This is a genomic window from Streptomyces hawaiiensis (assembly GCF_004803895.1).
GTDB classification, from domain to species: domain Bacteria; phylum Actinomycetota; class Actinomycetes; order Streptomycetales; family Streptomycetaceae; genus Streptomyces; species Streptomyces hawaiiensis.
The window spans coordinates 8,449,296-8,462,307 of sequence record NZ_CP021978.1 but is presented as its reverse complement, the minus strand read 5'-3'; the positions used below and the strand labels follow the sequence as shown (position 1 = coordinate 8,462,307).

The window sequence follows — 13,012 nt, the reverse complement described above, 5'->3', positions numbered from 1 at the left end:
ACGCGCACGACCCCCTGCCCCGAGAGCTCCGCCGACCACGCGCGGATGCGAAAGGGTGATCGCCCGCGCGGACGCAACGGAAGGGAATCTTCAGCATGGCCGTCATCCACGACACCACCCTGGAGCCGAGCAAGCTGGAACTGCTCGCGTCCTGGCTGCCCTCCCGGCCGTGGTACCGCGGTGGCGCGGCCGGGCCGGAGCCGGCGAAGGCCGGCGGCTTCCGGCTCGACGATCCGCGAGGCGAGGTGGGGATCGAGTTCATCGTGGTCACCGACGCCTCCGGCCCTCAGCCAACCACGTACCTGGTGCCTCTCACCTATCGCGGTGCCCCGCTCGAAGGGGCGGAGCACGCCCTCGTCGGCACGATGGAGCACGGTGTGCTGGGGCGGCGCTGGGCCTATGACGGCTGCCATGACGCCGTGCTGGTCGACCAGTTGGTGGCCCTGATCGAAGGGCGGGCGCAGGCCCAGGACCAGAACATCAGCGATGCCCCCGCTCGCGAGGTCATCGCCTCCTGCACCGGTGCGGGCGCCCTCTCCACGGACTTCACCGTCACCGACGACCAGGACGGCACCGCACTGACCACGCCGCAGGGCACGACCCTCCGCCTGCACCGGGCCCTGCGGCCCGCCCCGGACGGTGCCCGGGGAGCGTTCGCCGTTGTGCACAGCGGCAGCGACAGTCGGGCGTAGCTTCCCGCGGGATCAGCGCGTCCGCGAGCGGAACGTCCTGCGGTAAGCGTCCGGGGGCACGCCGACCGTGCGGTTGAAGTGGCGGCGCAGCGTCGTGGCGGTCCCCATGCCGGTGGCCGTCGCGATGGTGTCGACACTGTCGTCGGTCTTCTCCAGCAGTTCCTGGGCGTGCCGGATCCGCTGGGTCAGCAGCCACTGCAGAGGAGTCGTACCGGTCACCGCTCTGAAGGTTCGGCCCAGGTGCCGGGAGCTCATCCCCGCCCGGCGGGCCAGGTCCTCCACGGTCAGCGGCCGGTCGAGCCGTTCGATGATCCAGGGGAACAGGGCGGCGAGCGAGTGATCGTCCTGGTCGGGCACCGGAGCGGTGACGAACTGGGCCTGTCCGCCCGCCCGGTGCGGTGGTACGACCAGGCGGCGGGCGACGGCGTTGGCGACCGACGAGCCCCGGTCGAGGCGGACGAGGTGCAGGCACAGGTCCAGCGCGGCGGCCTTGCCGGCGGAGGTGAGCACGCTGCCGTTGTCCACGTAGAGCACGTCCGGATCGACCTCCACGCGGGGATGACGGGCGGCCAGAGCCTCGGTGTGCGCCCAGTGCGTGGTGGCGCGCCGTCCGTCGAGAAGCCCTGCCGCGGCCAGGACGAACGCGCCCGTGCACAGGGAGACCACGCGAGCGCCGGCCTCGTGGGCCTCGCGCACGGCGTCGACCAGGCCGGCGGGCGGGTCCTCGTCGATGTCGGCCCAGCCGGGGACGATCACCGTGCCGGCCTGCCGGAGCCGGTCGAGCCCGGCGTCGGGCTCCAGCCGGAACCGGCCGATGTGCACGGCGGCCGGTCCGCAGACGGTGAGGTCGTACCAGGGGCCTGTCACCCCGGCCGGGGCGGCGGCGAACACCTCGTGCGCCAGGGACAGTTCGAAGTGCAGCATCCCGTCGGTGGCGGCCAGCGCGACAGTATTCATGTCCGTAATTGTATGGGGCGTGTCGTTCCGGACACTCACGATCAGGTGCCAACCGCCGTCAGGATGGGCTCAGTTGGATCATTCGAGCACAGGGGAGAGCTCATGGGACCGGGTCAGACGGTGACGGTGTTCGGCGCGTACGGGCACACCGGCCGGTTCGTGGTGGCGGAGCTGCGGGGTCGGGGGTTCGTCCCGGTTCTCTCCGGCCGTGACGAGGTCAAGCTGAAGGCGCTGGCGGCGTCGTACCCCGGGCTTGAGGTCCGGCCGGCCTCGGTCGACGATGCGAACTCGCTCGACCGCGCGCTGGACGGGGCGGCGGCGGTGGTCAACTGTGCCGGGCCGTTCGCGACGACGGCCGCTCCCGTGATCGAGGCGGCCCTGCGCACCGGCATCCCGTACGTCGATGTGGCAGCCGAGATCGAGGCGAACGCCGACACGTTCGCGCACTTCGCGGACCGCGCCCGCACCACGGGAGCGGTCATCGTCCCGGCGATGGCCTTTTTCGGCGGACTCGGTGATCTGTTGGCCACCGCAGCGATGGGCGACTGGACCACGGCCGACGAGGCGCACGTCGCGTACGCGCTGAACGGTTGGCAGCCCACGGAAGGGACACGGGCGGCGGGCGCCGTCTCCCGGCAGCGGCGGGGCGGCGCGCGCGTCGTGTTCCGCAACGGTCGGCTGGACTACCGCCACGACGACGCGACGACCCTCCAGTGGCCCTTCCCCGAGCCGTTGGGCCCCCGGGCGGTCATCGGGGAGTTCACAATGGCGGACGTCGTCACCATCCCCAGCCACCTGTCCGTTCCCGACGTGCGCACCTACATGACAGCCGAGGCGGCCCGGGACGTGTCGGCCCCCGGCACACCGGCGCCGGCCGCGGTCGACGACCAGGGACGGTCCGCCCAGACCTTCCTCGTCGACGTGGTCGTGCGCTGCGGCGGCACCGAGCGGCGCGCCGCGGCGAGGGGGCAGGACATCTACGCCGTCACGGCGCCCCTCGCGGTGGAGGCAGTGCACCGCATCGTCACCGGGCGGACACGGACGGTCGGCGTCGCCTCCGCCGGCGAGATCTTCGACGCGGCCGACTTCCTCCGCGCGCTGTCCTCGCACCTCTCCGTGGAGCTGCTTCGGTAGGGCCGGCGACTGGCGGACGCCTGCTCCACCTCGTTGAGGGAGATCGCTCCGTGGCGGCTGAGGCATGAGAATGGCCGATCGGCTGAGGCCGGCCGGCCCGCCCGCCCGCCCGCCCGCCCGCCCGTGGGACCGGAACCGTGGCCTTTCGGCCGAGGTGACGCGGGGCCGCCTGCCGCGAGAGTCGGGAGCGGCGGCCGGGCTTCCCGTGAGGCGGTCGTCGTGCATCACTCGCACGGCCGGCTGCCCGGCCTCAGCCCCCGGAGCGCGATCAGCACCGAACTGCGTCAGGCCCGACCACTCCTGGATCCCGCCCTCCCCGCCCCTGCGGCCCCGATCCGAACCACTCCTCAAGGCTGTCGTGGAGGTCGTGCCCATGCTGGTGACTGTGGCCCTCGGGCGGCGGGGGGTCCGTCGCCAGGGCAGCATGCGGGGCGACGAGGCGGTGACGTACCAGGTGGCGCACCGCAGCCAACTCGTCGGCCTCGCGGCCATGGCAGTGGTGGGCGTGTGGTGCGCCCGGGGCCCACTGCCCGCCCGGGGGCCGATCCGGTTGCCCGCTCCGGCACTGCCGCTCCTGATCCTCCCGGCTGCGCTCCTCCTGCTGCTCGCCCTCGTCAAGCCCCTCTTCGTCGACCGGTACGTCCTCTACAGCACGATCGGGTTCGCGCTGCTGCTGGGCGCCTGGCTCGATGGATCGGCGCCCGTGTCACGGTCTACGCGCGGGACGGCGTCCCGTGCACCCCCCGATGACGAGGTGACGGCCGGCCGCCCACCGCATCAGAAGGCCGGCGCGGACTGCTCGGCGGGCTGGTTCTGGCGCCGTGCCCCGAGTACGGCGTCCCGCAGCCGCTCCTGAGCGATCGTCAGGCAGGCGTACACCGCCCCCTGTGCCGTGGACAGACCGATCAGGTGCTGCACCGGTCTGATCTCGGGGACGGCCGGCAGGCTCCGGTCGAGCCGGACGCGCACCTCCGGGAGCACCTCGTCGACGAGCGGACGCAGGCGGCCCACGAAGTAGACCGACTCGGGGTCCAGCGTCACTGCGACGACGCTGACAGCGGTCACGATCGCCGTGGTGAACGCCTCGAGCACCTCGGCACGCGGAGCCTCGGGGTGCGACTCCAGCCAGAGGTCCTCGACGCGCTCGAGCTCGAGCCCCCGCTTGCGCGCGAACCGGAAGAGGCCCCTGGTGCTCAGCAGCTCGTCGAGGATCTCGTTCTCGGCCCCGGAGGACAGCACACCGATGTCGCCGAAAGCGGGCGTGTTCCCACGGGCGAGCTCGTGCTCCGTGCAACTGGCGAAGTTGAGTATGGTGCTGACGCTGAACAGCGCGGCATTGGAGATGGTGGCGTCGTTCGTGAGGATCCCGAGCAGGGCCGCGTTGGCATCGCTGTCGAGAACCACGGGGGCGTCGACCAGGTCCTCGATGGCCCGATGGAGGCCGGAGCCCTCGAAAATCTTCATCGACTCCGCGGGGCCGAAGATCTCCGTGCCGCCCCGGACCCGGCCGGGAACCGCGGCGACGATCTGACGCAGCGGGCCCTGCGCGGATTCGGCGGCCTGGGCGATCAGGTCGACCAGCCATCGTGCGGCGTCCTCGACCTCCTGGTGGTCGGCGGTGGGAACAGCCAGGTGGTGCACCTCGCGGCCCCTGAGGTCGGTCACCAGCACACCGGTGGTCTGCGCTCCGAAGCTGATGCCGGCGACATGCCCGGTCGTGCCCGGCAAATCCAGATAGGTGGACCGGCGGCCGCGGCCGGTGACCTCGTCCATTCCGCCGTCGACGACGAAGCCGTCGGCTCGGAGCTCCTCCACCGCTCTGGACACCGTGGCCTTGCTCAGGCCCGTCAGCTCGATCAGCTGGTTCCGGGTCAGGGGCGCGTGGGAGAGGAGCACGTCGAGGACCGACGCCTTGTTGTAGTCGCGGGGAGTGGGGTTAGAGGTCACGTGATGACCATAGCGAGCCCGGTACGCCGGTCCTGTCGGGACCGGCCTGGGTGTGATGATCGCGGGCTTCGGCGGAGTGACGCAAGGCCGGCCGCGCCCGCCTGCCGTCGCCTGGGTGCGCTGGGGGATGCCCTCAGGGCCCTCTGTCTCGTCTTCTGCTGCGCCGGACGGTTCTCGGCTCATCTGTCATGCACTCCGAAGGGTCCCCGAAGCGCTTCCGGCGAAATCGCCGCATCGCGGCGCAGGCCAGGAGGCTGGGGGGTCGATGACCAACTGACTGTCGGCAGCGAGCATCGATCAGACGGTGGACCCCTGTGCGGTCAGCCGCCGCGGCGCAGTGACGTCGCCGGGCTGATCACCCCGTGATGCAGGGCGACTTGACCGCATGCCGCCGACCTTACCACTCGCGATCAACACCTTCCGGCCCGCGTGCGACGTCGCCCAGCGGCATATCCCCTGCGCAAGACGCTGGTCGCCCGCCCGCTCGACGTCTGGATTGAGCCGCTGTACATGGATCCGCAGCTTCCGGATCGTCCCGGAATCGCGACGTCCACAGCACCCCTGCCCACACCGATCACCGGACCGCACCTTCAAAAGCATCTTGTTTCAGGCTGGAACTGGAACTGGTATGGTCTGGGCGCAGCAGCGAGCAGCTTCCGACACCCCGAGCGGCTGACGGCACTGGCAGGAGAGAGCAGCGACATGAAGTTCACCCCCTACTGGCTCGACACCGCCCCCCAGGGACCGGACCGGTCCAGGACAGACATCGGCGGGCGCGTCGACGTGGCGATCATCGGCGCCGGCCTGACCGGCCTGTCGGCGGCACTGCACCTGGCCCGGAAGGGTGCGAGCGTGCACGTCTTCGAGAAGGACACGGTCGGCTTCGGGGCATCGGGCCGCAACGGCGGCATGGCCACCACAGGAATGTCGATCGGCTTCCGGTCCGCGATCTCCCGCTACGGCTTCGACACCGCCAAGGCCTATCTGATGGCCTACCACGACGCGGTCGACACTCTCGAAACCCTCGTCACGGACGAGAGCATCGACTGCGACTTCGCCCGCACGGGCAAGCTGAACCTGGCGTCCAAGCCGGCCCACTTCGACGGTCTGCGCAAGACCCACGAGATCATGTCCGGCCGTCTCGGGCTCGAGACCCGCCTGATTGCGCAGAGCGAACTCCACACCGAGGTCGGCTCCGACCGCTACCACGGCGCCATGGTCGAGTCCAGGAGCGCGGGGCTGCACGTCGGCAAGTTCACCAAGGGCCTCGCCGAGGCCGCCGCGCGGCTCAGCGTCACCATCCACGAGCAGGCACCGGTCGAGAAGATCGACAGGCTGGGCGGCACGAAGCACCGGCTGGTCACCCCGCGCGGCACCGTCGAGGCCGACCAGGTGCTCGTGGCGACCAGCGGCTACACGAGCAGGCCGTTCCGCTGGCACCAGGTCAGGATCGCGCCCGTCGGCAGTTTCATCATCGTGACCGAACCGCTGGGCGAGGACGTCTGCGACATGCTCCTGCCGAACCGGCGGATGGCATCGACGTCCCTGAACCTGCTCAACTACTTCCGGATCACTCCGGACCACCGACTGCTGTTCGGCGGCCGCGCCCGGTTCGCCGGGTCCGACCAGCAGTCGGACGCGAAGAGCGGACGCATCCTGCACAAGGCGATGACCGAGGTCTTCCCGCAGCTCTCGAAGACGCGCGTCGACTACTGCTGGGGCGGGCTGGTCGACATGAGCATGGACCGGATGGTGCACGCCGGCGAACAGGACGGACTGTTCTACTCGCTCGGCTACTCCGGCCACGGCGTCCAGATGGCGACCCACATGGGCAAGCAGATGGCCGAGTACATGAACGGGACACCGACCGCCAACCTCTGGCGCGACCTGCCCTTCAAGCGGATCCCCGGCCACTTCGGCCCGCCCTGGTTCCTGCCCTTCGCCGGCGGGTTCTACAAGTTCATGGACGTCATCAAGTAAGCGTCGGAAAGACGCTGAGAGCATGGGCGGTGGACCTATGAGCGTTTTCCTCACATCCCTGGTCGTACGTCTCGCCGAGACGGCGCCCGGTCTGCGGGTGGAGACCGGCCCGGGGGCAACCAGGCGGACCGCCGCAGCGGTGACGACCGCACAGGAGCCTTCGGTGCCCACCAGAGCACGGGCCAGATCGAAGCCGTTCTCCGGCAGCAGGTGGTGTAGCGGTGGATGCCTGTGCGGTCGCTCCTGGGCACGCAGGCCGCCCAGCGCGTCGCCGACCGCGTCCGCACCTTCAGCGGCGCCCTGACCGACCTGGCAGACCAGGGCTGGACCCCGCCGCCCCTGGCCGAGACCGTCGTGCTCCAGACGCACTGCCGTGAACTGCCATGCAGATCCAGCCAAAAACCTTTCTAGTTTCAGGTTGGAACTGGAACAAAGAATGGTATGGTCTCAGCCACAGCAGCGAGCAACCTCGACGAAAACAGACTGAAGGTGTGCCTGCAGATGACTTCGACACTCAGTCGGGCGATCGCCCACTACCCCAACCGGTTCGATCCGGGCGCAGTCAGCGAACTCCCCGAACACATCCAAGAGACCATCCACCGCCGCGAGCGGGTGCTGGGCCCCGGCTACACGCTCATCTACAAGGAGCCGGTCGAGTTCGTGTCCGGTCACGGCGCCCACCTGATCGACCGTGACGGCAACGACTATCTCGACGCCTACAACAACGTCCCGTGCGTCGGACACGCCCACCCCCACGTGGCCAAGGCCGTCGCCCGGCAGATGACCGCCGTCAACACCAACACGCGCTACGTCCAGGAAGCACTGGTCGACTACGCGGAGCGGCTTCTGGCGACCTTTCCCGAGGAGCTGTCGAAGCTGAGCATCGCGTGCAGCGGCTCGGAGGCGAACGACCTGGCCATGCGCGTGGCGAGGTTCCACACGGGCGGCGAGGGCATCATCGTCACCCGCTGGGCCTACCACGGCATCACCCGGGAGGTGGCGAGCTTCTCGCCCACCCTGGGCGCAGGCTCGCCACTGGGCCCGAACGTCCGGCTCATCGACGCTCCCGACCCGCGCCTCGTAGCCCCCGGTTCCACTCTCGACGAGCACATGCGGCAGCAGGTGCGCGGCGCGATCGACGACCTCGAGCGCCACGGCTACCAGCTCGCTGCACTGATCACCGACTGCGCCTACAGCAGCGACGGCATCTTCACCGACCCCCCCGGCTACATGCAGGCCGTGGTGGAGGAGGTGCACGCGGCCGGCGGTGTCTACATCGCGGACGAGGTCCAGTCGGGATTCGCCCGGCTGGGGGACTCGATGTGGGGCTTCAGCCGCCACGGCGTGCTGCCGGACATCGTCACCATGGGCAAGCCGATGGGCAACGGCCTGCCGATCTCGGGTGTGGTCTTCCGCCCCGAGGTCTGCGAGGAGTTCGGACGCAACGTGCGCTACTTCAACACCTTCGGCGGTAGCTCCATCCCCGTGGCCGCCGGCGCCGCGGTGCTGGACGTCATCGAGAAGGAGAACGTGCAGCAGCGCGTCCTGGAGAGCGGCAACGCTCTGCGCGCGGGGCTGCGGGAGATCACCAAGGACTCCCCCTACATCGCCGAAGTCCGCGGCGCCGGCCTCTTCGTCGGCGTGGAGATCGTCAAGGACCGGGGGACACTCGAGCCCGACCGCGCACTTGCCGAAGACGTCATCAACGACATGCGCGACCGCCGCATCCTGATCAACGGCACGGGCACGTCGGCGAACACACTGAAGATCCGTCCTCCGCTGGCCTTCGACTCCGCCGATGTGACCCGCTTCCTTGAGACCTTCGCCGAGGTCGCGAAAAACCGTCTGTAGCAGGCCGCTAAGGGGACTGATCGTGAACACCTCACCAGCACCGACCTACGCCGAACGGCTCCTCTCGGAGAGCGGCCTGACGTCGTCCCATCAGCCCATCGACGTGATGCTGGTGAGCATCTTCCTTGAGAAGCACTACCGCCTCAGCGGGCGCTTCGAACGGCTGGCGACCGAGAAGGACGACACATTCAGGCTCAGCACCGAATCGAGCACCTACCTCGTGAAGGTCTCACCCCCTGAAGAGGCCGAGGCGGTCGTCGCCCTCCAGACCGCCGCGATGCGCTACCTCGAAAGCACCGCTCCGCACTTGCCCGTCCAGCGGGTGAGGCTGACTGCCGGCGGAGACGACCATGTGAACATCAGGCTGAACGACGGCAGGACTCGGGTCCTGCGGGTGTTCGACTTCGTAGAAGGCCAGGTCCTTGCCGATGCGAACCCGGACGCGGAGCGGCTCGCCAGAGCGGGCGAGATGCTCGGGCTGATCGACGTGGCGCTCAGAGAGTTCTCCCACCCGGCGGACCGACGAGGTCTGGCATGGGACATCCGGCACTTCCACCAGCTGGCCGAACTGGTCGAGCACACGCCCAAACCCGAGCACCGCCGGTCGGCCCGATCGGTCTTCCGGCTCTTCGGCGAAAACGTCGTCCCGAGGCTGAGTGATCTCGAGACGCAAGTGATCCACGGTGACTTCAGCCCCTACAACATCGTGGTGGATCCGAAGAATGATCACTACGTCACCGGGGTCATCGACTTCGGCGACACCGTGCGCAGTGCGGTGATCTTCGACCCCGCCGTTCCCATGGCGAACCTGCTCGGCAGGCCGCCGGATGACCCCTGGCGGGACGCCTGCGCCTTCGGCGCCGGCTACCAACGGGAGCGGCCGATCCGGGCCTCCGAGCTCCCACTGCTCCCGGTTGCCGCATTGGCACGACTCACGCTGCGTGCGCTGATCACGAACTGGCGCGCGGAGCGCGCACCCGAACGGCGCGAGTACCTCCTGGAGCACGCCAAGGACGACTGGATCAATGTCGAGCGTTCCTTGTCCGTGAGCCTCGACGACGTCGTCGCGCACCTACGGGAAGCCCGTCACGGGCATTCCTAAGAATCCGGTCCCGAATGTGTGTGGTTCCCCCAGAGAAAGAAAGAGAGCAGGAGCATTCTCATGGCAATTCCCTCGTTGCAGTTCCGCCCTAAGTACGTCTCGTTCGACTGCTACGGCACGCTGATCGAATACCCGATCACCCCCATCACGTACGAGCTCGTCGGCGACCAGATCCCCGCCGAGCAGTGGGACCAGTTCGTCCGGGAGTTCCGCGGCTACCGCTACGACCAGGTCCGCGGCGAGTACTACCCCTACGAGCAGGTGCTGCAGGACTCCTTCGAGCGGGTCTGCCGCAAGTGGGGTGTCAAGGCGGCGCCGGACGCCGGCAAGCGGTTCGCCGACGGTGTCCGCAGCTGGGGGCCTCACCCGGATGTGGTGGCGCCGCTGAAGAAGATGGCCGAGCACTACAAGCTGGTGATCCTCTCCAACGCCGACAACTCCTTCCTCGCGGAGAGCGTGCCCAAGCTCGGCGCGGACTTCCACGCCGTCCTCACCGCTGAGCAGGCCGGCTACTACAAGCCCCGGTACGCCGCGTTCGAGTACATGCTCGAGAAGCTCGACGCGTCCCCCGAGGATTTCGTGCACGTCGCCTCGCACACCCGTTACGACCACCAGTCGATGCACGACATGGGCTTCCGCAACCTGGTTCTGCTGGACCGCGGCTACGACCCGGTGACCCACGGCTACGACTATGTGACGGTGAAGTCCCTGGACGACCTCAACACCATGCTCGGCATCTGATCCGACGCATCGCCGGTTCCGCACGGCACACACCCGTGCTCTTCTGACGGCTTGTGCTGCCGTGCGGGACGAGAATCCAGTGCCTCCCGCATCCATTCCACGGATGCACTGCGGACCCGACGGTAATCAAAACGATAGAAAAGACACCGTCGTGATATTGCCGCTCTTGTCGACAGCGTGCCGCACCACCGCGCGTTTCGTTTCCTTACTCCTTCCCCCCGGTCTCGCTCGGCGGCCTGAGCCCCGCGTGTTTCCGTCCGTCGTTACGGCGTTCCAGCCCCCCTCCGCCGGGACCAGTACGTCCCCGCATCACAGATTCCCCCGTAGATCCAGCGATTTCCAGGAGGCCCTGCCATGGAAGGCAACCTGATAGGACGCAGAAGCGTACTTCGCACCGCAGGCGCGCTGGCCGCTGCCACCGCAGTGACCGGCTGCGGCACCCTCACGGGCAGCGGCGAGAGCCGCACATCGTCGGGCGGTAAGAAGCGGCTCGTCGTCAGCAACAGCGGTGGCGCCTACAACGACGCGCTGACCAAGGCGCTCTACGAGCCGTTCACCAAGGAGACCGGCATCACGGTCACGACGGTCAACTACCAGTCGGCGCAGGTCATCGCGCAGGTCAGGCAGGGCCGCCCGCAGGTCGACCTGATGGACAACTCGCTGCTGATCTTCCAGAAGATGACGCGCCTGGACTGTCTGGAGCCGGTGGACTACGACCGGCTGAAGAACGTCAAGGGTGCCGGTATCGCCGAGGTTCAGCTGCCGGAGCACGCGGTCGGCAAGAACGTGTGGGCCAGCGTGATGGCCTACCGCACGGACAGCCTCAAGCGCGCCCCGAAGAACTGGGCCGACTTCTGGAACACGCACTCCTTCAGCGGCCCGCGCTCCCTGCAGAGCGTGGAGGTCGACCTTCCCGAGCTGGAGTTCGCGCTGCTCGCCGACGGAGTGCCGCTGGACAAGCTGTACCCGCTTGATGTGGACCGGGCCTTCGCGGCGATGTCGCGGATCCGCAAGGACGTGAAGAAGTTCTGGAACACCGGCGCCCTGCCGGCCGTGCTGCTGGGCCGCAAGGAAGTCGTCGCCACCAGCCTGTGGGGCGGTCGTGCGGATGAGCTGATCAAGCAGGGCATGCCGGTCGCCTACCAGTGGAACGGCGCCCGCAGGATGACCAACGGCTGGGGCATCCCCAAGGGCGCGGACAACACCGACGCCGCCTACAAGCTGATCGACTTCTCGCTGCGCCCGGAGGTGCAGGCGGCGTTCTCCAAGCTGTACTCGGGCAGTCCGGTCGTCCCCGGCGCCATCAAGCTGCTCTCGGAGGACGATCTGGTCAACCAGCCGACCTCGCCGAAGAACCTGAAGACCGGGTTCGACGCGGATGTGGCCTGGTGGGACAAGAACCGTGACGCCGTCACCAAGCGCTGGCAGGAGTGGGCCGATGCCTGAGCGGCCCCAGAGTCTGACCACCACCGGGAAGCTGTCAGCCGACGATCTCGCCGCTGTCCTGGCACCACAATCCTCCTCCCTGACGGGGAAGTCGTTGTCGGTGACCGGGCTGCGGAAGTCCTACAGCGGGACGACGGTGGTCGACGGTGTGGACATGGAGATCGCGGCGGGTGAGTTCGTCACCTTCCTCGGCGCGTCCGGCTCCGGCAAGACGACGACGCTGATGATGCTGGCCGGGTTCACCGAGCCCGACTCCGGCACCATCGCCGTGGACGGCCGGGACATCACCAAGCTCAACCCCGGCAAGCGGGACTTCGGTTTCGTCTTCCAGCAGTACCTGCTCTTCCCCCACATGACCGTCGCCGAGAACGTCGCCTTCCCGCTCACCCTGCGCGGTGTGGCCAAGGAGGAGATCCGCCGCCGCGTGGGCGAGACCCTGGAGGCGGCGGGCCTGTCGAAGTTCGCCGGCCGCAAGCCGCGTGAGCTGTCCGGTGGCCAGCAGCAGCGTGTGGCGCTGTGCCGGGTGCTGGTCTACCGTCCGCCGATCGTGCTGATGGACGAACCGCTGGGCGCGCTGGACAAGAAGCTGCGCGACCAGATGCAGACCGAGATCAAGTCCATCCAGCGCGAACTCGGCCTGACCGTCATCTACGTGACGCACGATCAGGAGGAGGCCCTGGTCCTGTCGGACCGGATCGCCATCATGAAGGACGGCCGCATCGAGCAGTTCGACACCCCCCGCGGCCTGTTCGAACGCCCCCGCACCCCCTTCGTCGCCGACTTCCTCGGCGCCGCCAACTTCCTCCCGGGCAAGGTCGAGGAATCCACCGCGGATGGCTGCACCCCGGTCCGTCTGGACACCGGCGGTCTGCTCAAGGCGCGTGCGCATGCCTGTGCGCCGGGCCAGCGGGTGCGTGCCGCAGTCAGGCCGGGCAAGCTGCGCCTGGTCAGCGCCGAGGAGAGCTGCTGTACCGGCACGGTCGAGACGGCCGTCTACGTGGGTTCGCTGACGCGGATCACGGTGCGTCTGGATGGTGCGGCTCCGGGTACGCCACTGCTGCGGATCGAGACGGCCGCGAGCCCGCCCCGTCCCGGTGAGCGGGTCTGTGTCACCGCTGACCGCGAGGACGTCAGCGTCTTCGACGAGTCGGACGGGGGGTGA

The 13,012-nt window shown here is 68.8% G+C and carries 12 protein-coding genes; 10 read left to right on the top strand and 2 right to left on the bottom strand.

Going from position 1 to position 13,012, the window contains the following annotated elements:
* Window positions 1-95: 95 nt before the first annotated feature.
* Window positions 96-692 (top strand): maltokinase N-terminal cap-like domain-containing protein, encoded by a 597-nt coding sequence (locus CEB94_RS38385; RefSeq protein WP_175436534.1) that lies wholly within the window; start codon window positions 96-98, stop codon window positions 690-692.
* A 12-nt stretch (window positions 693-704) separates the two neighbouring features.
* Here the strand turns inward: CEB94_RS38385 and CEB94_RS38380 are convergent, their stop codons facing one another.
* Window positions 705-1,649, bottom strand: a complete 945-nt coding sequence (locus CEB94_RS38380) for a helix-turn-helix domain-containing protein (protein WP_175436533.1) — start codon at window positions 1,647-1,649, stop codon at window positions 705-707.
* 102 nt (window positions 1,650-1,751) lie between these two features.
* Between CEB94_RS38380 and CEB94_RS38375 the strand changes: the two genes are divergently transcribed.
* Both CEB94_RS38375 and CEB94_RS41400 read left to right on the top strand, forming a co-directional pair.
* Window positions 1,752-2,783 (top strand): saccharopine dehydrogenase family protein, encoded by a 1,032-nt coding sequence (locus CEB94_RS38375; protein WP_175436532.1) that lies wholly within the window; start codon window positions 1,752-1,754, stop codon window positions 2,781-2,783.
* A 373-nt stretch (window positions 2,784-3,156) separates the two neighbouring features.
* Window positions 3,157-3,639 carry a hypothetical protein gene (locus tag CEB94_RS41400; RefSeq protein ID WP_246112047.1) on the top strand — a complete coding sequence of 161 codons (483 nt, stop codon included), beginning with the start codon at window positions 3,157-3,159 and terminating at the stop codon, window positions 3,637-3,639.
* Here CEB94_RS41400 and CEB94_RS38365 read toward each other — a convergent pair.
* Window positions 3,561-4,730, bottom strand: coding sequence for an ROK family transcriptional regulator (locus CEB94_RS38365; protein ID WP_175436531.1), 1,170 nt, complete (start codon window positions 4,728-4,730; stop codon window positions 3,561-3,563). The genes CEB94_RS41400 and CEB94_RS38365 overlap by 79 nt on opposite strands.
* A gap of 702 nt (window positions 4,731-5,432) precedes the next feature.
* On the opposite strand from CEB94_RS38365, the gene CEB94_RS38360 reads away from it, so the two are divergent.
* From CEB94_RS38360 to CEB94_RS38330, 7 genes are all read left to right on the top strand, one after another.
* Window positions 5,433-6,710, top strand: coding sequence for an NAD(P)/FAD-dependent oxidoreductase (locus tag CEB94_RS38360; protein ID WP_175436530.1), 1,278 nt, complete (start codon window positions 5,433-5,435; stop codon window positions 6,708-6,710).
* Window positions 6,711-6,935: 225 nt separating this feature from the next.
* Window positions 6,936-7,121: a hypothetical protein gene (locus CEB94_RS38355; RefSeq protein WP_175436529.1), complete on the top strand. Its 186-nt coding sequence runs from the start codon at window positions 6,936-6,938 to the stop codon at window positions 7,119-7,121.
* A 90-nt stretch (window positions 7,122-7,211) separates the two neighbouring features.
* Window positions 7,212-8,561: an aspartate aminotransferase family protein gene (locus CEB94_RS38350; protein ID WP_175436528.1), complete on the top strand. Its 1,350-nt coding sequence runs from the start codon at window positions 7,212-7,214 to the stop codon at window positions 8,559-8,561.
* Window positions 8,562-8,583: 22 nt separating this feature from the next.
* Window positions 8,584-9,663: a phosphotransferase gene (locus tag CEB94_RS38345; protein ID WP_246112046.1), complete on the top strand. Its 1,080-nt coding sequence runs from the start codon at window positions 8,584-8,586 to the stop codon at window positions 9,661-9,663.
* Window positions 9,664-9,723: 60 nt separating this feature from the next.
* Window positions 9,724-10,404, top strand: a complete 681-nt coding sequence (locus CEB94_RS38340) for a haloacid dehalogenase type II (RefSeq protein ID WP_175436527.1) — start codon at window positions 9,724-9,726, stop codon at window positions 10,402-10,404.
* Between the two features lie 354 nt (window positions 10,405-10,758).
* Window positions 10,759-11,850, top strand: coding sequence for an ABC transporter substrate-binding protein (locus CEB94_RS38335; protein WP_175436526.1), 1,092 nt, complete (start codon window positions 10,759-10,761; stop codon window positions 11,848-11,850).
* Window positions 11,843-13,012 (top strand): ABC transporter ATP-binding protein, encoded by a 1,170-nt coding sequence (locus CEB94_RS38330; protein WP_246112045.1) that lies wholly within the window; start codon window positions 11,843-11,845, stop codon window positions 13,010-13,012. Before CEB94_RS38335 ends, CEB94_RS38330 begins: the two co-directional genes overlap by 8 nt.

Coding starts and splice junctions, on each gene's coding strand:
- CEB94_RS38385 (WP_175436534.1), top strand. CDS start 96: ATGGCCGTCATCCACGACACCACCCTGGAGCCGAGCAAGCTGGAACTG.
- CEB94_RS38380 (WP_175436533.1), bottom strand. CDS start 1,649: ATGAATACTGTCGCGCTGGCCGCCACCGACGGGATGCTGCACTTCGAA.
- CEB94_RS38375 (WP_175436532.1), top strand. CDS start 1,752: ATGGGACCGGGTCAGACGGTGACGGTGTTCGGCGCGTACGGGCACACC.
- CEB94_RS41400 (WP_246112047.1), top strand. CDS start 3,157: ATGCTGGTGACTGTGGCCCTCGGGCGGCGGGGGGTCCGTCGCCAGGGC.
- CEB94_RS38360 (WP_175436530.1), top strand. CDS start 5,433: ATGAAGTTCACCCCCTACTGGCTCGACACCGCCCCCCAGGGACCGGAC.
- CEB94_RS38355 (WP_175436529.1), top strand. CDS start 6,936: ATGCCTGTGCGGTCGCTCCTGGGCACGCAGGCCGCCCAGCGCGTCGCC.
- CEB94_RS38350 (WP_175436528.1), top strand. CDS start 7,212: ATGACTTCGACACTCAGTCGGGCGATCGCCCACTACCCCAACCGGTTC.
- CEB94_RS38340 (WP_175436527.1), top strand. CDS start 9,724: ATGGCAATTCCCTCGTTGCAGTTCCGCCCTAAGTACGTCTCGTTCGAC.
- CEB94_RS38335 (WP_175436526.1), top strand. CDS start 10,759: ATGGAAGGCAACCTGATAGGACGCAGAAGCGTACTTCGCACCGCAGGC.
- CEB94_RS38330 (WP_246112045.1), top strand. CDS start 11,843: ATGCCTGAGCGGCCCCAGAGTCTGACCACCACCGGGAAGCTGTCAGCC.